Genomic DNA, 25,241 nt, shown 5'->3' with positions numbered 1-25,241 from the left:
ATAAATCATATGCCTCTATCGTTTATGCAAAAAGCCAGCTTAAGCATTAACTTAAACTGGCTTTGAATTAGCATAAAGACAGATTAATTAAGCTATCTGAGTATCAGTGCTATCTGATTTTTTAAGTACCGCATAGCTAATGCCTGTCACAAGTGTACCCGCAACAATCGCGACTAAATACATAAATACAGGTGTAATCGCGTTTGGAATTAACAGAACAAACAGACCGCCATGTGGTGCCATTAACTCAGCACCAAACAGCATAGACAATGCCCCCGTTAATGCACCACCAGCAATACAGCTAGGGATAACACGCATTGGATCGCGCGCCGCAAATGGAATAGCACCTTCAGAAATAAAACATAAGCCTAAGACAAATGATGCTTTACCCGCTTCCTGCTCACTGTTATTGAATTTACGTTTTGCAAGGAAAGTTGCCAGACCCATACCTAACGCAGGCACCATACCCGCAGCCATCACAGCGGCCATCGGCGCATAGGTTTGCGATGCTAATAAACCTACACCAAAGGTATACGCGGTCTTGTTTACTGGACCACCAAGGTCGAAGCACATCATGCCACCAAGGATAATACCCAATAGCACGGCGTTAGCCGAACCCATATTATTCAAAAACTCCGTTAATGCGTTCATTGCAGCTGAAACCGGACCACCGACAACATAAATCATCACTAAACCAGTGATTAACGACGCTGCTAATGGAATGATTAAGATAGGTTTCAGTGCTTCCATTGATTGTGGCAACTGTACCTTTTCTGCGATTAACTTAGCCGTATAACCAGCAAGGAAACCTGCAACAATACCACCTAAGAAGCCAGCTCCCGTTGAACTTGCTAACATACCGCCAATCAAACCTGGCGCAAGGCCCGGGCGATCCGCAATAGAAAAAGCAATAAAGCCCGCAAGTACTGGGATCATAAGCGCAAAAGCCGAACCACCACCAATAGTCATTAACGCGGCCGCTAGTGTCCCCTCTTCTTTAAATGCTTCGATACCAAATACAAATGACAACGCGATAGCCAAACCACCCGCAACAACTAACGGTAGCATGTGTGAAACACCTGTCATTAAGTGTTTATAAACACCTGTTTTTTCGGTGCTGGCTTGTTCATTTACTGCCGACTTGCCGTGACGATATACTTGTACGTCATTAAACGCATTATCCATTGTTTGGGTGGTTTTCTTCAATGCCAAACCGGTACTGGTTTTATACACTTTTTTACCATCAAAACGGGCCAAGTCGATATCAATATCTGCAGCAATAATAACGATATCCGCAGCAGCAATCTCAGCACTGCTCAGTTGATTTTTAGCGCCAACAGAACCACGCGTTTCAACTTTAATCGTATGCCCTAGACGTTTGCCTTCTTGTTCTAACGCTTCAGCAGCCATAAAGGTATGTGCAACACCAGTTGGACAAGCCGTGACCGCCACAATTTTTTTACCTGCAATAACCGTTTCCGTGCTGATAGCAGCCACTTGATTACTACTTACAAGCTCAACGGCATTTTTAACGGCCTGATCTAAATATGTTTTAGTATCAGTAAATACTGCATCGACTTCAGAACGGTATACTTTTTTACCAATAAAACGTGCATCATCAATGTTCTGACTCGCTGCAACAATAATGCAATCAGCCTCAGCAATCTGCTTATCAGTTAAAAGCGTTACAGGGGCGACAGATGAATGACACTCGATATTCGCTTGCCACTTTAACTCTGTGACTGCTTTTTCTAATAAACCCGCAGCAATAAGGCTGCTTGCTATACCACTTGGGCAAGCCGTTACAATTGCAATTTTCATTATTAATGTCCTTTCATTAGCAAATCGCGATGCGTTCACTCATTGTCAGTACCGAATTTATGTCTTTCACGCCAACACCAACTTGCGTTACTGCTAACGCTGATAATGCCGTAGAAAAACGTAATGTTTGTTCTTTATTCCAGTTATTCAGATGCCCCCAGCACATACCTGCGACCAGGGTATCACCCGCCCCAACCGTACTAACAACATCCATTGTTGGTGGTTTTGCCTGTAACCATCCCTCTTTGTTTAACCACATAACCCCTTCAGCCCCAAGCGATACAACCACGTTAGCAATACCCGTGTTTGATAACTGCTGCGCGATTTCGGTTAACGATTGTTCTGCTTGAGACATGCTTTCCGCCCAATGGGCTAACTCTTCATCATTCGGTTTTATTAGCCAAGGTTGTACCTCAAGCCCAGCACTTAATGCAGCATTACTACTATCAAAAAACACCTTTTTACCTGCCTGTTGCAATTTTTCAATCCAGTTAGCACACACTTCTGGACTAACACCGATAGGTAAACTACCCGCAATAATGAATACATCATGGCTTAACGATAAATTAAACAGCATGGCTTCAAATTCTACGAGTGCCGCAGCAGTAACGCTTACGCCCGGAAAATTAATATCACTAACCTGGCAGTTCGCTTCGACTAACTTAACGTTGATACGTGTTGCACCTTGTACGCGGATAAATTTATCAGTGATCTTGGTACGCTCAAATAGCTGACAAAAAGGGGCTTCATTTTCAACACCTAAAAAACCTGTAGCAGTCACATCAGCCCCGAGTTCAGCCAGCACTTTAGCCACATTCACGCCTTTACCTGCAGGCTCTAATGCGCAGTGCTTAACTTGGTTTACCGTGCCCTTAGTCAATGTTTGCAAATGACCCGTTAAATCCAATGCTGGATTTAGCGTCACTGTTACTACTTTTAATGTTGTTAATTGCATGGTCATTATTTACCTTCACCTAATCCAGCATCGATACCTTCACCAATCGCTTTTAACGCCAATTCAGCGTCATCGCCTTGGGCTGTAAACGTAAGTACTTCGTCGCAACTTACGCCTAAAGACATTAATTTCATCAAGCTTTTCGCATTGGTTGATTTACCCGCCATATTTGTAACTTGAATATCAGCCTGATATTTCTTGGCGATATTCACTAACATGGCACTTGGTCTTGCATGTAGACCATGGCTGTTATGAATCGTAAATATGGCCGTTACGCCACTCGGTTTAACGTTCGTCAATAAACCGATAACAATGTCAGCATCTGTATTAAATAACTGATTAACTTGTTGCTGATAAATTAAATCAACCACGCATTGCATGTTATTGAAATGCAGATCGTTAGCACTTGCTAGCATGAGCACGCCTTGAACAGGTAAGCTATCTTGCTGCAAAGGTTCTGCAGGTGTTACAAAAGAGATAGCCGTTGTCACTACCGACTTCGTTGTTTTCGCTAACCATAAACCCTGACCCAGATAAGTCGCAGGTGTCGTGATAGCATCAGCAACCCCGGTATTATCAATACAGTGATGATGTTTAAGTAAACCCGCCGCAACAGCGGTGAGTTGTGATAGGTCTTTAGCAGGGAAAGCAAGTTGTACTAAATCAGCTGTTAATAGTGTTTCTGACTGCTGGCGACCTTCAAGCAAGATAATAATAGATTCCGTGCTATCACATTGCTGTAGCTGTTGCTCTATGCCATCAGCACTTAATACATGCGTCAGCTGTTTTAAAATGGCTAAATGCTCATCCGACTTAGCTGCAATCGCAATAGCTAAATAAACGACTTGCCCCTCACCCCAATCAACGCCTTGTGGATAATGATGTAATTGCACACCTGTTTTATTAACCAAGTCACGCGTATCAACCGTGCCATGTGGGATAGCAATGCCATTGCCTAAATACGTAGAGTGCTGCGCTTCACGGGCTAACATACCCTCGACATAATTTGCTTCCACATAATTTTTATTTACCAAATCTTGCGCAAGCGTTTTAATCGCGAGCTGTTTGTTCGGCGCCGATTGGTTTAACTTAATGTCATTAGAAGACAGTGACAACATAACTTTACTCCGTAATACCAAGGTAATAATGCAATGACTCTTTGCTTCAAAGTCGTGCTGAATCGTTTCAGCAAATGATCAATTAAAAAGGTTTCAGTCATGACAAAATGATAATACATGGCATTGCTGAAACCTTTCAGCTAATATACTGAAGTGTTTCTAGACTGATTACAATTTTCAACAACAAATCATGTAAAAAACTATGAGCGAGCGCACAGATTAGGGATGAAACAACCATGACATTAGATGAAATAGCCAAACTAGCGGGTGTATCACGTACCACTGCCAGTTATGTGATTAACGGGAAAGCCAGTAAATACCGCATTAGTGAAAAAACCCAAATAAAAGTAATGGCTGTCGTTAATGAACATAATTACCGCCCTGATCATGCCGCACAATCATTACGTGCAGGCAGTAATCGTTCGCTTGGTTTAATCATTCCTGATTTAGAAAACAGCAGTTATGCTAAATTAGCCAAATTACTCGAGCGTGATGCGCGTAAAGCGGGATACCAACTCATCATTTCTTGCTCTGATGATGATGCTGATACCGAGATAAAAGTCGCGGATACCTTATTAAGTCGTCGTATTGATGCTTTATTAGTGGCGAGTGCACTTCCTGCTGAACACAACTATTACCGCACTGTTCAAGCTAATGGCGTGCCAGTTATCGGGTTAGATCGTGCGATGGACGATGAAATTTTTTCTTGTGTTATCAGTGAAGATTTAGACGGGGCTTATGAGCTTACCCAAGCCTTATTAGAGCAAGATATTCGGTCTATCGGCTTAATTGGCGCAGTACCAGATCTTGGTATATCGAAAGAGCGTGAACAAGGGTTCCTGTCTGCAATTAAGCAGCATGGAATCCCGGTTAAAAAGTTAACCGCTTATGGTGATCATTTTAGTCAAGACCAAGGTCAAGCCCAAGTGCAGCTATGGATAGATAACGATACATTCCCTGATGCTATCTTAGCGACCTCGTATACGCTATTTGAAGGCGTGCTTGATTGCTTGATACTCAACCCAAGCTTAATGGCAACAACGAAACTGGCTACTTTTGGTGATAACCGATTGCTGGATTTCTTACCCAGCAAAATTCAATCATTACCGCAGCAATTTGAACTCATTGCAGAACACGCACTTAAAATGGCGTTAAATGCCGTGAATGGCTGCAATAAGCCTTGTGTTGAAGTCGTTTCTCGAAAAATAATCCGCCGCTAATACAAACTCATTAATAACAAATACTGTTATCTATAAGGTGCAAATAGAGGCAATAGCCAGTCAACAAAGGTTTGTACTTTTAGCGGTAATGGACTGGCGGTTGGTGTAAGCAAATAATAGCTATACGGACTGACAAAATCGGCTGGAAATGGCACGACTAAACTGCCATCCGCGAGTTGCTGACTCACAAAAAATCGCGGGATCAGTGCCACCCCCATACTGCTTACGGCTGCCTGACTGAGCATATAGAAATGCTCCATACCAAACTTGTCATCCATGGTTAACTCTATTCCTATATCAGCAGCCCAATAGCGCCATAAACCCGGTCTAGAAATATGCTCAAGCAAAGTCATATTGTTAATATCATGCAGTGATGTCATCTGCTGCGCTAATTGCGGCGAGCACACAAGGCATAAATCCTCATCCATCAGCTTAATCACATTACAACCTTGTGGTCGTGTCGTAGCACTGCGTATCGCAATATCATACTGATGTTGAGTAAAATCAATCGTAAAATCACCAATTGATAAATCAACGAATAAATTAGGATTACTGAGCTTGAAGCTTTCCAGACTCGGGATTAACCAATTAATCGTCAAACTAGGTAATACATTGATAGCGATACGTTGTGCTAATTGAGGCTGGAATATGAGTTCTTGAGTTGCACTATTAATTGTTTGCAACGCACTCTGCACCTTAAGCAAATAAGGCTTTGCCTCTTCAGTAAGCACTAACTTTCGATGTTGTCGAATAAACAGACTCACACCAAGGTATTGCTCCAATATCTTCACCTGTTTACTCACGGCTCCATGTGTAACAAACAACTCCTTTGCTGCTAGCGTAAAACTCACATTCCTTGCAGCTGATTCAAAAGCACGCATGGCATTCAATGGTGGTAAATTAGGATACATAGCAATACTCATTTTAAATGGCGAATACAAACTGCGTGAGTTTAACTCACACTACAAAGAAGATAACTCCTTTGCGTTAATCGTGCAAATAAGATTATATACCCAGATTATTTCCAGATATTGCAATTAAAATTACGTAGGAGTAAACATAATGGTTTTGGATATGTCTTTACAATTATCAGCACAAATTATTGGGCTATTATTTTTAGTGGCTGTCGTCGCTGGTTTTATTGATTCTATCGCAGGTGGCGGTGGTCTACTGACTATTCCAGCATTGTTATGGGTTGGTCTTCCTCCTGCAACAGCCCTTGCAACCAACAAACTACAAGCCTGTGGCGGTAGTTTATTTGCCAGTTTTTACTTTATTCGCAAAGGCATGGTCGATGTAAGAAAAATGAAACTAGCCATTGCCTGTACTTTCGTCGGCTCAGCCCTCGGCAGTATTGCGATCCAATCCATTGACCCAAGTATATTGGAAGTGATTTTACCTTTTCTCATTCTTGCCATCGGTGGTTATTTTTTATTTTCGAAACAAATTAGCGATGAAGATAAACATCAAGTACTGACTCCAACACTATTTGCAGTAACAGCGGCTTTCGGTGTTGGTTTGTATGATGGCTTTTTTGGTCCTGGCACTGGCAGCTTCTTTGCAATGGCGTTTGTCTCGCTGGCAGGGTTCGGATTGGCTAAAGCAACTGCACACGCCAAAGTACTAAACTTCGCAACTAATATCGCGTCGTTGATATTCTTTGCACTCGGCGGGAAGGTATTATGGGCGTTGGGTGGCATTATGTTAGTTGGCCAAGCGCTAGGGGCGACACTTGGCTCACGTTTAGTATTATCAAAAGGCGTTAAAATCATTAAACCATTAATGGTCACCATGTCTATCGCAATGAGCTTGAAACTGCTTTATTCGTAACGGTTTACACTCAAGCCACTACGACGTCGTTACTTGCCATTGCTGTTTAGCCGCCGACTCTTGCAAGTAACGGTCAAAATTATCTAATAAAGAGGCAGCACAACTGGATAACTCAACATACGACTTTCCCTCTTCAGGAAACGAATGTACCGCAGCATGGCTTTCAGCTAACAGCCACAACGCGGTATAACCCTGAGGTTGAAAATAATGCTCAACAAAGTTCAATACCGTAAACCCCCCACGGTTTAGATCAGCTGAAATTACACGTTTAAGAGATTCGCTATCACAGCTACTTAACCACCAGCGTTGATTATAGATTTTTGCTTCCATCGTTATTTTCACTTATCAATATTACAATAAAACAACACAGTTATAGGGTCTTAATTACTATGTCCTCAACTAATTCTTATACAATTCAGACTCAGTTTGCCACGCTTCACGGTTATAATCGTACAATACCCCTGAGCCGATTCGATTAATCTCAATCGTGTCCATTTTGTCATAAAAATTACTAGGGAACACAAACGACGCTAATAAAAACTCTTTGTTTAACCAGTTCGACGGTACAGGTAAAGTATCGACATCCTTTATACGTCTGCTTGCCGATTTGCCACGTGTTGTCGCAATCGTCCATCCCCACTGACCAAATGACGGGATATTACGCTGATACTGTTCGACGTGTAAGAAGCCCGCTTCTTTCACCGTTTTACCTATGCTTAAAAATGCATTTTGAGCATGATAAGGTGATGTTGATTGTATTGCTAATGCACCGTCAGCAGCGAGCAATTGACGCACCTGATTATAAAAATAATCACTATAGAGTTTATTTAAATCAGGATGATTAGGGTCGGGTAAGTCAATGATAATAGTATCAAACTTAGCGCCTTTATCGAGTAACGCCTCAACTTTTAAAAATGCGTCCGTCGCATATAACGTTAAACGAGGATCTTGTAATGAACCTTTATTTAATTTTAACATACGCTTTTTTATCGCTTCAGGCGCAGCATAGTCAACTGTATTGGCACCAAACAGAGCCAATAGTTCAGCATCTAGGTCCACTAAAGTCACCGCTTCAACTGGCCAACGTAATACATTACGCAGTGCTAATCCATCACCACCACCAATAATAAGTACCTTATCGTGACGATTAGATGCAAGCATTGCTGGATAGACTAATAAATCATGATATAGCTGCTCATCCGCACTAGAAAATTGTAAGTGGCCGTTAATGAACAAATCAGTCACTGGTTCAGCTTGGTTTTTCAAATAACGTTCAGTCACGACCACATGCTGATATTTCGTCGACTGAGAGTAAATCACTTTATCTTTATATAACACACTGCTTAATTGCGCTAACCAGCCTGTTCCCAAGGTTAGAATTACCGAGAACAATACAATTAATAACAAGTGACAAAGGAACAATAACTTAGCCCAACGGATCTTATCTTGATAACGCCATAAAAATGCCAGTCCCGCAATAACATTGAATAATGCTGTCCAGGCCGCCGCTTCCATAATAGGCAACGACAACATGATAGAAACCCAAATGGCAGCGCCAATACCTGCACCAATATAGTCTGCACCATAGATAGTACCGGCATTATTCTCTAAGAATCGGCCATATACTTGCTGACGAACCCTTGCGATCAGCGGGATCTCCATACCAATAAAAATACCGAGAAGTAAACCGAACACATACGGCATAAATTTAGCAATCTTTTCTAGCTGTTGAGGTAAATAACCATCAAGCACAACATTACTGGGTAAATTAAACGTCGCCGATAATAGATGAGGTAAGCTATAACTCATGGCTATCATCGCTGAAATAATCAAAATACAGCTCATACCGATTAATGCTATTAACGCTTCTAACCAGGCAAATGCAGTAAAGGCATCTTTAAACCAACGCGCCATGAACGCGCCAATACCCATTGCCACAATCATGGTACCTATCATGGCGTAAATAGCACTTTCAACCGAGCCTAATACCCTGCCCGCATAATGCGAAAGCAAGTATTCATATATCAAACCACAACCAGCAAGTATGATCATAACCGAGATTAATAACGCATCGTGAAACCATAATGTACGTTTACGCTGCTGTGCTTGTTTTACTTTATTACCACTATTTACAACTGAGTGTTCCACACGATGCCTTATTGTATTTTAATTGATGTTGAGAGAATTAAGTCATGATTTAAAACTTAAAAAGCTCAAACTCACCAACATGAACAGCATCATGATGACTGAATAGCGTTATTGAATTTGAGCCATATCGATTATTTAAATTAAGCAAACCTATTACTTAAATAAGCAATTAGCTACCGAGTAAAGTTGCCATCGTTAAACCAACCGAAAACGATACTGTTGCCGAGATAACCGCAACACCAATGTTCTTTTGGCGGATAACCTCATCGGCAATGCTTACGCCCGACAAGATAACTTTAATGGTAATTAATTGTAAAACCGAAAAGATAACGACACTAACAACAGCAAAAAATGCCCAATACATGAGACTTAAACCAATATTATCGGCAGCATATGGGGCAAGGCCTGTCGCCGCAGTGATCGCTAAGCCAGAGCCAATTAAAAACCCTGCATAACGAATACCAACAGCCAGATTATCATCTAAGATAAGCTGTTGCAGACAATCACCTGTGCGTTTAAATAAGTGCACACGATATTTACTCACTAATAGCATAATAATGTTAGCCACAACAAACGCGGCAATCACCACAGGTAAACCATGCCAGCCTTCTGTAAGCACCCAAATAAGCGCAGAACGCACCACAATTGCAACCGTGACAATATGACCAAACTCAACAAACGCGGCTGTCACATTACCTTTAACTATTTCATCGTGCAGACTGACTTTTTGTAATGCAACCTTATCTTGAAAAAAATGTCCTGCTTTAATTAACGCGATCGCTAATACGCCATACCCTGCCATTTGTGTTGCTTCTTCAAAGAGTGAATCAGCAAAATCACCACTGGTGACGCCTGTTAATACAATAGCTAATCCAGCTAGGCCAGCCGCAAAACTAATACCAAAAGCAAAGTTATCACGCTTTGCAATTTCATCATTGGCATGTAAATTTGATACCCAGCCTTTGATCATTTTTAAACTAACGAACAAAGCAATGATAATAATAAAATCAATCACCAATGCTTGTGTCGTCCACATCGTTAATCCATCAAACTTGTACATACTTAATCTCCATAACTTATTCTATCTATTTGCTCACGGCGTTCGATCTATTCGCTCATGACGGTTCTATCAATTCGTTATAATAGCAATCTATTTACCGCGTCTCACACCACGTGATGTACGGCTGCCACTATTACGAAATGACCCCGTATTACTTGTAGCTTTACTACTTGTGAACGACTTTTTCGGTTTAGAATAACTACTCACAGTTTTAGTTGGCGTGTAGCTAGAGCGGCTTAAACCTGCAGAGCCTGAACGTTTTTTCGCATAAGGAGAGCTAAATGATTGGCCTTTACGCTGAAAAGACTTGCGAGTCTTAGTTTCAACAGCGGCTTGCTTAGCACTTTGCTTGGGACTGGTATAACGTGAACGGCCATAATCACTGTAATAACTATAACGGCGGTTGTTACTCCAATTTGAATAATTAACACGTCCCGTTAAATCACCAAGCATGCGATACATACCGTACCACTGCCAGAAACTGGTACCGCCACTGCCGCTTTGCCAGTTACCGTAATTCGGGTTACCGACCATCTGACTGCCCGCACCATAGTCCGCACCATTGCCAGAACTTCTTTCTGCGATTTGACTAATCGCGCCAACACGTGCGAGTTGACCGTCAGACATATCTGCCAATACATTAATCGGATCTGTTAACGCATCATTAAATAAACTCAGCTTCGCCGCTTCTTCAATACGAGTGAGTTCATCAAGTAATGAGTTAGCATTATCTAACGTGACAGTTTCTGATTTCACCTCAGTTAAACGCATACCGAGATTCTGATACAAAGGCCCTTGTCGAGTCGCGTCTTCTGTAATCAGGTTTGCTATACGTGTTAGCTCTGGTTTTTGTTGTTTTAAAACTTGCCCATATTCAGTTAACAGTCTTGCATTTCGAACACTGCCATTGTCAATTGCCGAACCCAATCTATCAAGATCGCTTTCAACTATTGCAACTTGCTGGTTAATTGTCTTTTGTGTTTGTTCTAATTTTGATTCACAGCCAGCTAATAACTGTAAAATAAATAACAGACTTATTAACTTCCATGGTTTAATCATTGACATAAATGGTCACCTATCTTGCCTGCCGACTCTAATATAATCAGCCATGACGTTCTACGAATATCGATTTACACATCTCGTTCTGACTTTCTAATCCTTTGCTACTCTACGTTTTAAGCATCAAAAAATCAATTGGTTATAACCTAGTAAATTACCTATTTTGTAAACGATTATAATCTAATAAACCCGCGTTAATAGGCTGTAACTGTTGATTTAGTGTTTGGATCTCATCACTATGTTGCCAGAATCGAGTATCTGAGCGTCTAACACCATAATCATCTAACCAAGCGGTATAATCCTCAGCTGTTTTCATCGCAGTCAAATACGCGACGAATACTGGAAGTTTATCTACCTCTACTGTCAAATAAACACTCGGATAGTCACCAATAATACCACTCACAACCGTTAGCGTATCTTCTGCTGGTAACAAATTAGACTCTTCATCGAGTAAACTCGAAATATTGCTGTGCGCTACATTTTTCAATAAGGTATAAACCCGTTTGTTATCACCATCATTCACGAGTAATACTGATACTTCAGGTAACTGATTGACTGGCGAGCCCACTAATTCCATAATCACCTGCATTAATGCTACTTCTTTAACAGGTGTGCCTGGTTGTGCTAACGTATATTGGTTGGGTAATACCTTTTCTAAATGCGCCTTCAATAACGAAAAAAGCTCAGTTTTGTGCTTTTGTGTTTTGTAGTTAATATCAGTGTTTTTCGCAAAAAAGTGATCGTTATTTTCTAAATACTTTTTGACATTAATACCTTCATCACGATACCAATAATCATGTTCTTTTTGACGGCTTTCTTTTGGCAACAAATTTAAGAAATTAAACTCTGCTTCCATACGTAAAAAATCCATATATAAACGAGTATTTAGCTGATGACCAACATTGCCATAGACGTCAAATCCAGCCACTAGCAAATAATGAATACGCTCAAGTAATGGATAATCAATTAACCAGGCTGTTTTAGGTTCTTGGCCAACAAGCCCTTTAACCACTGTTGCACTATCAAAATGACGAAAGATCGTCAATGCCGCATTATCATTTCCTTTCGGTTCTTGACTGGTCGTAGTTAGGTTTTCACCACTCCAAACTAAGTGTAAATCCAATAATGAATCTTTATTAAGCAACTGATTAACCTTACGACTTTTAGCTTCTAAATATCCTTTTTGTGCTTGTGAATATTGAAACCAATTAACCACTACACCAGCATTACTTTCTGATTCAGCAGGTAACCGTAAATGTGCTTTTTGCTGAGAGAGAAAGTTATCGCTATTCAATCCAGCTTGTGCTTCTTGTGTAACAAAAAACACCCAGAAGTGATCATCGATAACATTTAAAGCAATTTGGCCTCGACAAACAGGACCTTTAATAAACCCCATGATGGTATTTTTGGCTTCTTGCAGCATAAAATTATAACGAGACTGTGGTGGTATCGCCTCAAACGTAACAAACGGATTAGATGCCACTTCTGGCTCATAGCTTGGTAAATGATCTACTTCATATTCTGGCTGATAAAATATTTCTTCAAATGTCGACATACGCGCAGCATTAAGCGCATATGGTAAGTGCGTCTTCGCTAAAATCGTCTCACGTTCACGCTGTAAACGATAATAAACACGCTCAATATTAGGGTCATCATACGGACGACGAGTCGCAATGATCTCAATGGGTTCCCCTGGCGGGGTTATCGAACGGACAAGCTTAAAATAAGTGTTATCTAGCTCATTAAAATACAGGTGCGACAAAAACAAATGTTCATAAATATAACGGCTCACCAACTGGTTTTTTAGTGGCGCTTGATTAAACCATTTTTCCCAATATGCTACTTGCCCGATATGCTCATCAGACAGCGCTGGTAATGACGACATTTTTGCGCCTTTCATTAACCAAGAGGCTAATATTTTGAACTCATCATTATTTAATGCCGGTAAACCGTAAGGCATGCCACCTTCAGGATGCTGTAATTCATAATCATCAAACTCCCCTATCGTACTACATTGCTGTTCTCGGTTAAGTGAAAAGTCATAACTGTCAGACAATACCGTTGTTGATGCGGTTTCTCCAGTTAACACATCTCGCTGCTTTAGCACCAAAGAGCGGTACAGCACACTGGCCATTAAGTTTGCTTCTTCAACTTGTTTACGCTCATTCAATACCGCTGAAAATCCTTGCTCACGCCACGCTTGTGTCGTCGTTGCGTCTTTATATAAACGACTTGGTGGTACAGCAAGTAATCGAGATCCACTGTGTAGCAAAGATTTACTTAATCCACGCTCAATACCCTCTGGAGATGTTAGTTTTAACTGACAAGGCGCATCATAGCAACCATGACAAACAACACATCGTTGATTTAACAATGGCTGAACATCATTAAGGTAAGTCGCGGCTTGCGAGCTTGATAGAGGCACCGAGCGATCTTGCACGTCTTCATCGCCATACATAACATCGTAATTAACCGCGACCACCGCAGCACAACCAGATAAAAGAATAAACAAAACAAAAAAGAAAAAGCGAGACATTAGCATCCTTTCACAACTGATATTTATATATAAAACGTAAACACAGTGGGCTTTATATTAAAAGAAGGTTGATCATGATATACCGAGCCAAGTTACAAATACAAATTGCCTCACTATTTGCTTATATTACCAACTCTGAATACATAAAAAACCAATTCAAGTATATGCTTAAATTGGCTTTATTTTATATTTTAACAAAATCATTTAAATATTACGTCTACTAGCCCATGCTATAATCATAAGGTGCTTGTATTCCAAGTGGGATACCAAGCGCCCAATAACCAAGCAAGAATATCGTCCAGCCAATTAACATTGCGATAGAGTAAGGCATCATTAACGCTAATAACGTCATCGCCCGATTTAAACGAACCAGAAGTACGGCCGTAAACAATACAGGAATAATAAACAACACAAAGATAAGCGGTACAATTGACTAAAAATCGAGTGAATACCAAGCAAACTGATTAAGAGTGGGCTTGGATTAGAGGTAGATAAGAATATATAACCAAAAAGTAGAATGTTAAAGCTGTGTAAATTAATTCAACAAATGATTTACCCTCCGCACTTATTAGCCAAACTTAGTTATATTTAGTCATGTATTATTTGCAACCAAATTCTATTTTAACGCGATAATAACCGATTTTTATTGTAAGCAAGTGTAAGAGGAAAAATCAATAATACAGGCTTAATAGGCACAAAATTGTCACTTAATCACTATAAATGCAAATAAAGCACTTAAATATGCCCAAAACGAACATTATAAATCACTGTTATTGTCACGCCTAGTTTCATACCAATTACGGATAGGTTACAGAACAAAAAATATGTTTATACTCCACGGCAACAATCGTGTGTAGCTAAACCTACACACTCAGTATCAATATCGTCTAAGGGAGAGGTCAATGCCTAGTACACGAATATTAATCGTCGAAGATGACCACGAAATTGCAAGATTAACCGCTATGTATTTAAACAGCGAAGGTTATGAAACGAAGGTTATTAATGATGGTGCTATAGCCTTGACAGCTATAAAGCAATATCAACCTGCCCTACTTATTTTAGATTTAATGCTGCCGGGTTTATCAGGCATGGAAATTTGCGCTCAAGCGAGAACCTTTTTTAAAGAACCCATTCTAGTATTAACCGCTTGTGATGATGAGTTAAGCGAAATTAGCTTATTCAAACTCGGTGCTGATGATTATCTCACCAAGCCAGTGCGCCCACATATTATGGCAGCACGGATCGCAGCATTACTACGCCGCACAAGCAGACAGCAAAAAAGTAGCCCTGATGAAATTGAACTTAAAAGACTCAAAATAGATCCGAGAAGACAGCGTGTTGAATTTAGAGGAAAAGCCTTAGATCTAACCGATTCCGAATATGATCTACTGTTATTATTGACCAAAAATGTAGGTAAAATTATTTCTCGCGAAGAGTGTTGCCAACAACTGCGTGGTATCGACCATGATTTCTCTGATCGATCTATTGATATGCGGATCTCAGGCTTACGTAAGAAACTTAATATTGATTGCTCGACTCAGCAGATCATAAAAACAGTCCGTAACAAAGGCTATATGCTGATCAATGAATAATCGTCTGACTTCACTCTTTTCGCATATTTATATCTGTATCGTAATTGCTATCTGCGCCTGTATTTTGTTAACGGTATGGTTAATGAACATATTCGCTCATCAAAAAGATACCGAGCATTTTTACAAAAATACGATGCAAGTTTATCGAGTGTTGGAGTCTCAACGTAATAGTATATCAATGAATGCAGATGATTTTTATCAACGCGCCGAAGTTGATTTATACAACTACAACATTGAAAAAATCAGCTTATTAAAAAGCTTATCTCCTTGCCAAGAATGCAAGTACATAAAGTCTATTAATAAAGTCGATATTTATATGCAAAAAAGTAACGAATATCTCGCCGTGTACCGACTCAGCAATGCCATAGCAGCGATCACCATCAGTGAAGATCTTTATGATGATCAAGTTGAAAACGGCGTTAAAGACGATCTGATCTTACTTGGCACATTTGCTTTTATGCTTTTTCTTATTGCCCTAAACTTATATCGCCCTATTCGTAAGTTACAACTTCAGATAAATCATTTAGTTGAAATAAATCATACCTTTGGTAAAGGCGATCTGAATGCACGCGTAGATCTTCGAACCACCCCGCTACTGCATGAACTCTCTACTAGTTTTAATGCGATGGCAAAAGCAATTACTGAGCGCGTTGATGAAGGTGAAATTTTCGCACAAGCCTTACCTCATGAAGTAAGAACACCGCTTAGCCGCATACAACTAGCCGTCGGTATCTTGAAACGAGATATCAGCGGAGATAAGCATACAGAATTACTGGATAGTATCGATGACTATGTCGATGACATGGTTGAATTGTCAGAGCAGATAACCACCTTTTCACGCGTCAGCGCTAAACACTCTCATTATAATGATAACGCGCAATCCATTATAATAACCGATTTCATTCAATCTCGAATCGCGCTATATCAGGTACCTAATAGTATAAAGGTAACTTATCGAGCAGATGATAAAATAACGATGACGACTAGCCAGATGTGCTTACGCTTAGCGTTTGATAACTTACTAAAAAATATGTTGAATCATGCTCAGTCAGCTGTTCAGGTAAGCATTATTCAACTTGCTAGCACCATAAAAATAACAGTCGAAGATGATGGTCCAGGTATTCCTCCCGAAAACTATCATCAAATTTTTATTCCTTTTGCTCGCTTAGATAAAAGCCGCAGCCGTAAAACAGGTGGTTTAGGGCTTGGTCTATCAATTGCGAAAAGTGCTTCAAAGCGCTTAGAAGGTCAAATAGTCGTATCAAAAAGTCAACTTGGCGGCGCTAAATTTGAGCTTATAATCCCTGTACACAAAAATGGACTGCCACCCTATTAAAGGTGACATAATAAGGGTTAATTGGCACAGCGAAGTAATAGTCTATCCACCGATTTCTTTGGTGTTTTTGCGATTTTCTGAACTAAATTAAAGGGAATATCAACTAGCTGAGTACGTGATTTTATTTCATTTAACATCACTAACCAAAGCTTCGTTGTCATTTCAGAGTCAAATAATGCACGGTGAAAACCACCGTCTGACGGTATATTTGTATACTTAATCAGTTCACCTAATTTATGGCTCGGTGCATCTTGAAAGATACGCCTTGCCACCAGCAATGAACAACTGAATTCACCATCATACTCGCGACTAATTCGCGCTAATTCCGCATCTAAGAAACGTTTATCAAATGATGCGTTATGCGCAACCAAATTATAACCCTGAATAAAATCAGCAAAACGATGCATCACCTCTTCACAAGGCGCAGCATCTTCTAACATACTATTAGTAATACCAGTGTAATTAGCAATAAATCCGCTCACTCGTCGACCTGGATACATCAATTCTTGAAAACGTTCAGTGATCTCGCCATTTTCGATTTTCACCGCACCGATCTCAATCGCACGGTCACCCATATCAGGTGATAATCCGGTAGTCTCGAAATCTAATATAATCAGGGTGTCAGCGTTCACTATCATTCTTATTTTCTCTCTCTTTGTAGCCTATAAGCTGGCAGTAAAGTATAAAACAGTATGCTAACACAAGCGATCTATGTCTACACTAGGGGTAATGACTGTTTTAAAAGAGGGAACTGTATGTCAATAACACCTCTACGTGGTGGTCAGTTATATCGACCTTCAACACTATCAAAGCTTGCAGCCAACTGTAAATCAACTAAGCACCTTCAACCATTAGATCAAATTATTGGTCAGGATCGTGCGCAACAAGCCGTCGAATTTGCCATGTCGATTAAAGAAAAAGGCTACAACATTTATGCGCTAGGGAACAATGGTCTAGGTAAACGTACCATGATATTACGGTACTTAAATCGTCATGAACCTAACGACAATAACAGTGCTCCAAATAATACAGCCGTATTTGATTGGTGTTATGTCATTAATTTTGATGATGCACGCCACCCTAAAGTACTAAAACTACCTGCAGGTGAAGGACATCAATTCAAAAAAGATGTTGAGAGTCTGATTCATCGCTTAGTAAAAGCATTACCGATGGCCTTTGATAATGAAATCTATTTCACCCGTTCCGATAAATTAAAGAACCAGTTGGAAGAAAAACAAGAGGCGGTACTGCAAGACTTAACCAAGTCAGCAAAACAACACAGCATCAGCCTATCACTCACTGCCCAAGGTGATTACCAACTCATTGCGATTGATCCCAAAGGTGAGGCCTATACGGAAGAAGATTTCGATCAATTAACAGACAAAGAAAGAAAGCATTTTGAGAGTAAGATCTCTGAACTTGAAAGTAAACTGCGTGACATAATCCGCCAGTTAACCATCTGGGAAGAAGAGTATACTGATAAAAGTCAGAAGATGGATGAACAAATCGCACTCGAAGTGTTAGTACATTGCACCACACCTTTAAAAGAAAAATATCATCATCTTTCAGAAGTTAAAACACACCTTAGTGCGATGAATAAAGACATTCTCACCAACCTCGAAATATTTGTAGAAGGCAGTGAGGATGATATTTCATTAGCTTATGCCGCGTTAGATAAAAAAATGCCTCGCCGCTATCAAGTCAACGTCTTGGTTTGTCAAGAAACAGGTTCCTTCCCTATCGTGGTAGAAGAAAGTCCTAACTACCATAGTATTTTTGGGTATATTGAAAATGCGACATTTAAAGGCACCGTATTTACCGATGCCTCATTGATCCGCAGTGGCAGTTTACACCGAGCCAACGGCGGCGTATTAATGATTGATGCGGTTAAAGTCCTTGAGCGCCCCTATGTTTGGGACGGATTAAAGCGAGCCTTACGCGCCAATAAATTAAATTTAAGCTCACTCGAAAGAGAAGTCAGTTTATCGGGTACTATCTCGTTAGACCCAGAACCGATACCACTATCAGTTAAAATTATCCTCTTTGGTGATTATGAAACTTACCAGCTTCTTCAGCAATATGACCCTGAATTTAAAGAACTATTTCGTGTAACGGCCGACTTTGAAGATGTGATGCCGAGAACCGATATTGCAGAAGCACACTATGCTCAGTTCATTTCGAGTATCGTGCATGATAACGCTATGTTGCATTGCGATCGTAAAGCCATTAGCAGGATCATTGAATACAGCTCTCGTCAGGCTGAAGATCAAGAAAAACTATCGCTACATTCGCTTGATATAGCCAACCTATTGCGCGAAACAAACTACTGCGCACGCTTAGCAAATGCGACGCTGATCAGGCAGCATCATGTCGAACAAGCGCTCTCAAACAAAAAGCAGCGTGTAGGTCGACTACAAGACTACCTATTACAAAGCTTTATCAATGGCTCTACGTTAATCGATATTAGTGGTAAAAAAATTGGCCAGGTCAACGCCTTGTCCGTCATTAGTACCTCCGAACATCAATTTGGGATCCCAGGACGAATAACCGCAACCGCCTCATTTGGTGAAGGGGAAATATTTGATATAGAACGTCAAGTGAAACTCGGTGGTAACATTCACTCTAAAGGAGTCATGATTTTATCTGCCTATCTCGCCTCTGTGTTTGGTCAAACCGCCAAGATCCCACTCACGACACGTTTAACCTTCGAACAATCTTACGGCCAAGTCGACGGAGATAGTGCATCACTAGCGGAATGTTGTGCGATCATATCCGCTTTTTCGAAATTGGCATTACGTCAAGATATCGCGATCACGGGTTCGATGGATCAGTTCGGCCATGCTCAGCCTATAGGCGGTGTTAATGAGAAAATAGAAGGCTTCTTTGACGTGTGTTCAGCAAAAGGGTCACTCGCCACTCAAGGTGTGATCATACCACAAGCCAATGTCCATAATTTAATGCTACGCCGTGATGTCGTCGAAGCCATTGAGAATGGGTTATTTCATATCTGGGCAATTGATCATGTAAAAGAGGCAATTAATCTACTAATCAATATCGTAGCAGGTTCCAGTGATGCTGATGGGAAATATCCTGATAGCTCAGTATTTGGTATTACTCAATTACGACTTAATAATTTGCGTGAAGATAATAATAGTTCAATCTCACGTAACTAAATGAAAATATTGATAAACATTAATAAACCTCTCATTTAGAGTTAAACAATCATCAAATAAGTTTACATACTTTAATGCCCAATAATTCATAACACTTACCGACAAGGCGCTTTACCAAGCAAAAAATAACAGTCGAAACTGTGTTGAAAAAGCCAACTAACAATCCTAAAGTTAAACATTTATCCCTGTAAATATGAACATAAAAAAACGGATATAACCGAGGGCCATATCCGTTTTCATTAACAACGTTTATTCATCATAATTATATTCAACCACCATTAATAATGGTGGTATATGATTACTCAGCGTCAGTCGCTTTCTCTTTTTCTTTCTTAACAACAGCAATGCTTAGCTCTTCAAGAGAAGCTGGGTTTGCTTCGCTTGGTGCTGATGTTAATAAACATGCAGCTGTTGTAGTTTTAGGGAATGCGATAACATCACGGATGTTATCTGTACCTGTTAGCAACATAGCTAGACGGTCTAGACCAAATGCTAAACCTGCATGTGGCGGCGTACCGTATTTAAGTGCTTCAAGTAGGAAACCAAACTTATCTTGCTGCTCTTGCGCTTCGATACCTAAGATTTCGAATACCGCTTTTTGCATTTCACCTCTGTGAATACGCACAGAACCACCACCAACTTCATAGCCATTAATAACCATGTCGTATGCGTCTGAAATTGCGTTAGCAGGATTAGCTAGAAGCTCTTCTGCGTTAACATCCATTGGAGCAGTGAATGGATGGTGAACCGCGTGTAGGTTACCTTCGCCATCTTCTTCAAACATAGGGAAGTCAACAACCCAAAGTGGTTTCCACTCGTTTGAAGTAAGCTCTAAATCAACACCTACTTTCAGACGTAATGCGCCAAGTGCTTCAGTTACAACTTTGTTTGTATCTGCACCAAAGAAGATGATGTCACCGTCTTTCGCGTTAGTACGCTCAAGTAATGCCGTAATAACATCAGCGCTTAAGAACTTAGCTACTGGTGATTGTACGCCTTCAGCGCCAGCTGCTACGTCTTTCACTTTCATCCATGCCATGCCTTTCGCGCCATAGATGCCAACAAATTTAGTGTATTCGTCAATTTGCTTACGAGAAAGTTTAGCGCCGCCAGTAACACATAATACTGCAACACGACCTTTCGGGTTGTTAGCAGGTTCTGCGAATACTTTAAATTCAACGTCTTTTAAAATGTCTGCAACGTCAACAAGTTCTAACGGGTTACGTAGATCTGGTTTATCTGAACCAAAACGACGCATTGCTTCAGCATAAGTCATGCTTGGGAACGCTGGTAATTCAACGTCCAAGATTTCTTTCCACATGCTAGTGATTAAACGTTCAGTCACTTCACGCACTTGTGGTGCAGTCATGAATGATGTTTCAATATCGATTTGCGTGAATTCTGGCTGACGGTCAGCACGTAAATCTTCATCACGGAAACATTTAACGATTTGGTAATAACGATCAAAACCAGACATCATCAACAGCTGCTTAAATAACTGTGGTGATTGTGGCAATGCGAAGAATTGACCTTTGTGTGTACGGCTTGGTACTAGGTAATCACGTGCGCCTTCTGGCGTCGCTTTTGTTAGTACTGGCGTTTCAATATCAAGGAAACCGTGGTCATCCATGAAACGACGTACAAAGTTACTTGCTTTAGCACGGATCTTAAGACGGTTGCTCATTTCTGGGCGACGTAGATCCAAGAAACGGTGCTTAAGACGTTGCTCTTCAGTATTTGTTTGGTTGAAATCAAGTGGTAAAACGTCTGCTTTATTGATAACTTCAAGCTCTAGACCTTGAACTTCAATGCCACCAGTAGCCATGTCTTTATTTACTTGGCGTTCATCACGAGCACGTACTTTACCTGTGATTTTTACACAGAATTCGTTACGTAATTGGCTAGCACGTTCAAATACAGCTTCTACATCTGGATCATAAACAACTTGCACAATACCTTCACGGTCACGTAAATCGATAAAAATAACACCGCCTAAATCACGACGACGATTAACCCAACCACACAACTCAACCTGTTGGCCGATATGTGCTTCATTTACCTGTCCGCAATACACTGTACGCATCTGTATAATCCTACTAAATCGATGAATCGGGTAGCCACGTTTAGCTATCCTCAAAAAATTACCGTTATTGTAATAGAAATTAGCACGGCAACCAATAGCTATACTAAAACAACTTCAAGTAATGCCGAAACTACTAACAGTTATAGCCAAACGACTTAAAAAGCCGCTGATTCGTTGCTGTTCCGATTGCGTCTTGCTGGTTAAATAACCGTTATTTATTTAACAAAAAAGTCTTTTTCACCGATGAAAAAACCAACACGATAGCGAAACAATGAAATTATTCACCCTATATACTGTTTAAGTAGAGACAAAGCCGGTCATTTTAACTAAAATACGCCGCCTTATTTTGATAATTTTTATTGCAGGTTATAACAATGCAACAACGCGATCAGATTTTCTCCGCCCCGTTAGATCAAATCGGTGATTTCACCTTTGACGAACGTGTTGCAGAAGTCTTTCCAGATATGATAAAACGTTCAGTACCTGGTTACTCTAATATCATTTCTGCGATAGGTATGATGACCGCGCGTTATGCCCAAGACAACACCCAACTTTACGATTTGGGTTGCTCACTTGGCGCTGCTACCATTTCAATGCGCCGTAACGTTCAAGCGCAGAACTGTAATATCGTTGCCATAGATAATTCACAAGCAATGGTTGAGCGTTGTGAACGCCATCTATCCGCTTATAAGAGCGATACACCAGTGCAAGTTCTGTGTGATGATATTTGTGCGGTAGAGATTCATAACGCCTCAATTGTCGTATTAAACTTTACCCTGCAATTTATTCCACCAGCAGAACGCCAAGCTCTACTGACCAAAATCTATGATGGTTTAGTACCTGGTGGTATTCTTATCTTGTCAGAAAAATTCTGCTTTAGTGATAACAAGGTCAATGACCTACTCATCAATTTACACGAAGATTTTAAACGAGCTAATGGCTATAGCGAGTTAGAAATCAGCCAGAAACGCAGCGCAATTGAAGATGTCATGCGCCCAGACAGTATTGAAACTCACTTAAACCGCTTTAAAAAGATTGGCTTTAGCAGCGCAAACTCTTGGTTCCAGTGTTTTAACTTTGGCTCAATGGTTGCTATCAAATAAGCTTAATCATTAGCACCATTATCAACATAACCATTTAGCACATACATCGAATTAATTTAAAGCAGTACATAAAGGTTACCCATGATCGACTTTTCAAATTTTTACCAGATAATTGCGAAAAACAAATTACACCATTGGCTTTACACGCTACCAGCACAAATGCACGAATGGGAGCGCGAACATAAACATGGTTTTTTACCGCGCTGGGAAAAAGTATTAAAAAAACTACCAAAAGTCGAAACCAAACACATCAATATCACTGACAAGTTTGAAGTTGGTGCGCCGGGTGAATTAAGCGAAAGCGACTTACGTAAAACTGAAAGTTTGTTACAAAAATTCCATCCGTGGCGTAAAGGCCCCTTCAATATTCATGGTATTCATATCGATACAGAATGGCGCAGCGATTGGAAATGGGAACGTCTACGTGAGTTTATCTCACCGCTAAAATACCGTTATGTACTCGACGTTGGTTGCGGTAGCGGCTACCACATGTGGCGTATGCTCGGTGACGATGCCGAATTTGTCGTGGGGATCGACCCAAGCCAATTATTTTTAGTACAATTTGAAGCGATACGTCATTTTGCTAACAATGACCAACGTGTACATTTATTACCACTTGGTATTCAAGAATTACCTAAATTACGTGCATTCGACACGGTTTTCTCTATGGGTGTCCTGTACCATCGCAAATCGCCGATTGATCACATTGAACAACTTAAAAACCAATTACGTGATGGTGGTGAACTTGTTTTAGAAACGCTGGTGATTGATGGTGATGAACAAGCAGTATTAGTACCCGGCGATCGTTATGCACAAATGCGTAATGTTTGGTTCTTACCAAGTTGTGCCGCATTAAAACTTTGGGTTGAAAAACTGGGCTTTGAAAATGTCCGTATCGTCGATGTATCCGATACCAGTATTGAAGAGCAACGCGCAACTGAATGGATGAGAAACGAATCACTGGTTGATTTTCTTAATCCAAACGATCACAGTAAAACGATTGAAGGCTACCCAGCACCTAAACGCGCCGTACTTATTGCCACTAAACCTTACGCCGAACAGCTAGACGAATAACACGATATCAGCATCGGAAACGGTGCTCGATAAAGAATAAGGGAATATGTTATGCGAATTGTCAATTATTTAGAATTAGGAATGGATACTTTGAAAACACGCCGTCAATTACTCACCGGAATTATCCTTAGCGCCTTACTCTCTGGATGCGTGAGTGTTGACCAGTTTCTAAATCAAGACGGTACATCGCCGCAAACACTACATTCACAAATAGTGCAACAGAACCAACAAATCGAGCTATTAGTTAAGCAGCAAAATACCATATTGGCTGAATTACAAAAGCAACCAGCGTTATTCGAACAGCAAAAACAGGATATTGCGCAGCTAAATCATAAACTCGAAAGTTATATTAAATTACGTCAACAAGTAACCTACAATAGCCAAGTTATCGCGAGTTACCAGGTTGATAAATCCGTTGAAGAAATTAACAATACTGAACATCCTCCCCTTGTACAGTCTTCAGAATCAATTACACCTATTGATAAATTAGTCATTGGCTCAGAAGAGCTGGTATTGCTCAATGATCTGCAAAGCAAATATAAAGCCCGCATTGATACTGGCGCAACAACTTCATCACTTAATGCAACCGATATTGTTGAATTTGAACGCGATGGTAAAAAATGGGTTCGTTTTAACTTCAGCCAAGAAATCGATGATAATGAAGCGCAGATTATCGAAGCAAAAATTGCGCGTACAATTCTGATCCGTCAAGCAAACAACAGTGAACCTACGCGTAGGCCGATTATCGAATTACCCGTGCAACTCGGTGATATAAAAATGCTGACAGAGTTTACACTTGCCGACCGCAGTCGCATGACATTTCCAGTATTACTGGGGCGTACATTTTTAAAAGATATCGTCATGGTCGATGTAGCACGCACTTATACACTGACAGAATCTGCGATACAGTAATTTAAATATGCTATTAAAATAAAATACGTATCTATACTTTAGATGCGTATTTTATATAGACCAACACGCTTCATACTTTCGTTTTATACCGTATATAATGCTATTTCTCCGCCTTTTTCCTCTCCTGTCATATAATAAAGCACAGCGATAAATTGCTATTTACAAATAACTGACGTATAAATATTTGATATATAAGAATTGTATTCGGTATGATTATTATC

The 25,241-nt window shown here is 40.3% G+C and carries 19 protein-coding genes and 1 pseudogene; 8 read left to right on the top strand and 12 right to left on the bottom strand.

Features of this window, described 5'->3' with window-relative positions; genetic code table 11:
• Window positions 1–87 precede the first annotated feature (87 nt).
• From fruA to fruB, 3 genes are read right to left on the bottom strand one after another with little or no spacing between them, the layout of a single operon-like run.
• Window positions 88–1,821: a PTS fructose transporter subunit IIBC gene (gene fruA / locus HWV01_RS06325; RefSeq protein ID WP_211674608.1), complete on the bottom strand. Its 1,734-nt coding sequence runs from the start codon at window positions 1,819–1,821 to the stop codon at window positions 88–90.
• A 16-nt stretch (window positions 1,822–1,837) separates the two neighbouring features.
• On the bottom strand, window positions 1,838–2,782 hold the full coding sequence (pfkB, locus tag HWV01_RS06320) for a 1-phosphofructokinase (RefSeq protein ID WP_211674607.1): 945 nt from the start codon (window positions 2,780–2,782) through the stop codon (window positions 1,838–1,840).
• Window positions 2,782–3,894, bottom strand: coding sequence for a fused PTS fructose transporter subunit IIA/HPr protein (gene fruB / locus HWV01_RS06315; RefSeq protein ID WP_211674606.1), 1,113 nt, complete (start codon window positions 3,892–3,894; stop codon window positions 2,782–2,784). Before fruB ends, pfkB begins: the two co-directional genes overlap by 1 nt.
• Window positions 3,895–4,130: 236 nt before the next feature.
• On the opposite strand from fruB, the gene cra reads away from it, so the two are divergent.
• The gene (gene cra, locus HWV01_RS06310; RefSeq protein ID WP_211674605.1) at window positions 4,131–5,114 is read left to right on the top strand and encodes a catabolite repressor/activator; all 984 of its coding nucleotides are present in this window, start codon (window positions 4,131–4,133) and stop codon (window positions 5,112–5,114) included.
• A 26-nt stretch (window positions 5,115–5,140) separates the two neighbouring features.
• Here the strand turns inward: cra and HWV01_RS06305 are convergent, their stop codons facing one another.
• Window positions 5,141–6,025: a LysR substrate-binding domain-containing protein gene (locus HWV01_RS06305; protein ID WP_211674604.1), complete on the bottom strand. Its 885-nt coding sequence runs from the start codon at window positions 6,023–6,025 to the stop codon at window positions 5,141–5,143.
• Window positions 6,026–6,188: 163 nt separating this feature from the next.
• Here HWV01_RS06305 and HWV01_RS06300 point away from each other — a divergent pair, with 163 nt between their 5' ends.
• The gene (locus HWV01_RS06300; RefSeq protein ID WP_211674603.1) at window positions 6,189–6,944 is read left to right on the top strand and encodes a TSUP family transporter; all 756 of its coding nucleotides are present in this window, start codon (window positions 6,189–6,191) and stop codon (window positions 6,942–6,944) included.
• Between the two features lie 18 nt (window positions 6,945–6,962).
• Here HWV01_RS06300 and HWV01_RS06295 read toward each other — a convergent pair whose 3' ends face one another.
• The 6 genes and pseudogenes from HWV01_RS06295 to HWV01_RS06270 all read right to left on the bottom strand — a co-directional run.
• Window positions 6,963–7,274, bottom strand: a complete 312-nt coding sequence (locus HWV01_RS06295; RefSeq protein ID WP_211674602.1) for an S-adenosylmethionine decarboxylase family protein — start codon at window positions 7,272–7,274, stop codon at window positions 6,963–6,965.
• A 69-nt stretch (window positions 7,275–7,343) separates the two neighbouring features.
• The gene (locus HWV01_RS06290) at window positions 7,344–9,092 is read right to left on the bottom strand and encodes a polyamine aminopropyltransferase (RefSeq protein ID WP_211674601.1); all 1,749 of its coding nucleotides are present in this window, start codon (window positions 9,090–9,092) and stop codon (window positions 7,344–7,346) included.
• A gap of 169 nt (window positions 9,093–9,261) precedes the next feature.
• The gene (locus HWV01_RS06285) at window positions 9,262–10,152 is read right to left on the bottom strand and encodes a DUF350 domain-containing protein (protein ID WP_211674600.1); all 891 of its coding nucleotides are present in this window, start codon (window positions 10,150–10,152) and stop codon (window positions 9,262–9,264) included.
• Window positions 10,153–10,242: 90 nt separating this feature from the next.
• Window positions 10,243–11,217, bottom strand: coding sequence for a CHAD domain-containing protein (locus HWV01_RS06280; protein ID WP_211674599.1), 975 nt, complete (start codon window positions 11,215–11,217; stop codon window positions 10,243–10,245).
• A 148-nt stretch (window positions 11,218–11,365) separates the two neighbouring features.
• Window positions 11,366–13,747, bottom strand: coding sequence for a fatty acid cis/trans isomerase (locus HWV01_RS06275; RefSeq protein WP_211674598.1), 2,382 nt, complete (start codon window positions 13,745–13,747; stop codon window positions 11,366–11,368).
• A 220-nt stretch (window positions 13,748–13,967) separates the two neighbouring features.
• A pseudogene (locus tag HWV01_RS06270) lies at window positions 13,968–14,096 on the bottom strand (AbgT family transporter); the annotation flags it as partial.
• Window positions 14,097–14,649: 553 nt separating this feature from the next.
• Between HWV01_RS06270 and HWV01_RS06265 the strand changes: the two are divergent.
• Both HWV01_RS06265 and HWV01_RS06260 read left to right on the top strand, forming a co-directional pair.
• Complete coding sequence (locus tag HWV01_RS06265; protein WP_211674597.1) at window positions 14,650–15,339, top strand: response regulator transcription factor; 690 nt, start codon at window positions 14,650–14,652, stop codon at window positions 15,337–15,339.
• An 82-nt stretch (window positions 15,340–15,421) separates the two neighbouring features.
• Complete coding sequence (locus HWV01_RS06260) at window positions 15,422–16,675, top strand: ATP-binding protein (protein ID WP_211674596.1); 1,254 nt, start codon at window positions 15,422–15,424, stop codon at window positions 16,673–16,675.
• A 17-nt stretch (window positions 16,676–16,692) separates the two neighbouring features.
• Here HWV01_RS06260 and HWV01_RS06255 read toward each other — a convergent pair whose 3' ends face one another.
• Complete coding sequence (locus HWV01_RS06255) at window positions 16,693–17,313, bottom strand: PolC-type DNA polymerase III (RefSeq protein ID WP_211674595.1); 621 nt, start codon at window positions 17,311–17,313, stop codon at window positions 16,693–16,695.
• Between the two features lie 117 nt (window positions 17,314–17,430).
• On the opposite strand from HWV01_RS06255, the gene HWV01_RS06250 reads away from it, so the two are divergent.
• Window positions 17,431–19,848: a Lon protease family protein gene (locus tag HWV01_RS06250; protein WP_211674594.1), complete on the top strand. Its 2,418-nt coding sequence runs from the start codon at window positions 17,431–17,433 to the stop codon at window positions 19,846–19,848.
• A 298-nt stretch (window positions 19,849–20,146) separates the two neighbouring features.
• Here the strand turns inward: HWV01_RS06250 and aspS are convergent, their stop codons facing one another.
• The gene (aspS, locus tag HWV01_RS06245; RefSeq protein ID WP_211674593.1) at window positions 20,147–21,931 is read right to left on the bottom strand and encodes an aspartate--tRNA ligase; all 1,785 of its coding nucleotides are present in this window, start codon (window positions 21,929–21,931) and stop codon (window positions 20,147–20,149) included.
• A 374-nt stretch (window positions 21,932–22,305) separates the two neighbouring features.
• On the opposite strand from aspS, the gene cmoA reads away from it, so the two are divergent.
• The 3 genes from cmoA (at window position 22,306) to HWV01_RS06230 (ending at window position 25,020) form a co-directional block, all read left to right on the top strand.
• Complete coding sequence (gene cmoA, locus HWV01_RS06240; protein ID WP_211674592.1) at window positions 22,306–23,034, top strand: carboxy-S-adenosyl-L-methionine synthase CmoA; 729 nt, start codon at window positions 22,306–22,308, stop codon at window positions 23,032–23,034.
• An 81-nt stretch (window positions 23,035–23,115) separates the two neighbouring features.
• A complete protein-coding gene (gene cmoB / locus HWV01_RS06235; protein WP_211674591.1) occupies window positions 23,116–24,108 on the top strand; it encodes a tRNA 5-methoxyuridine(34)/uridine 5-oxyacetic acid(34) synthase CmoB in 993 nt (330 codons plus the stop codon).
• Window positions 24,109–24,159: 51 nt separating this feature from the next.
• Window positions 24,160–25,020 carry an ATP-dependent zinc protease gene (locus HWV01_RS06230; protein WP_249185459.1) on the top strand — a complete coding sequence of 287 codons (861 nt, stop codon included), beginning with the start codon at window positions 24,160–24,162 and terminating at the stop codon, window positions 25,018–25,020.
• Window positions 25,021–25,241 lie beyond the last annotated feature (221 nt).

The organism is Moritella sp. 5 (assembly GCF_018219455.1).
Taxonomy (GTDB): domain Bacteria; phylum Pseudomonadota; class Gammaproteobacteria; order Enterobacterales; family Moritellaceae; genus Moritella.
This window is presented reverse-complemented; position numbering and strand designations above follow the sequence as displayed.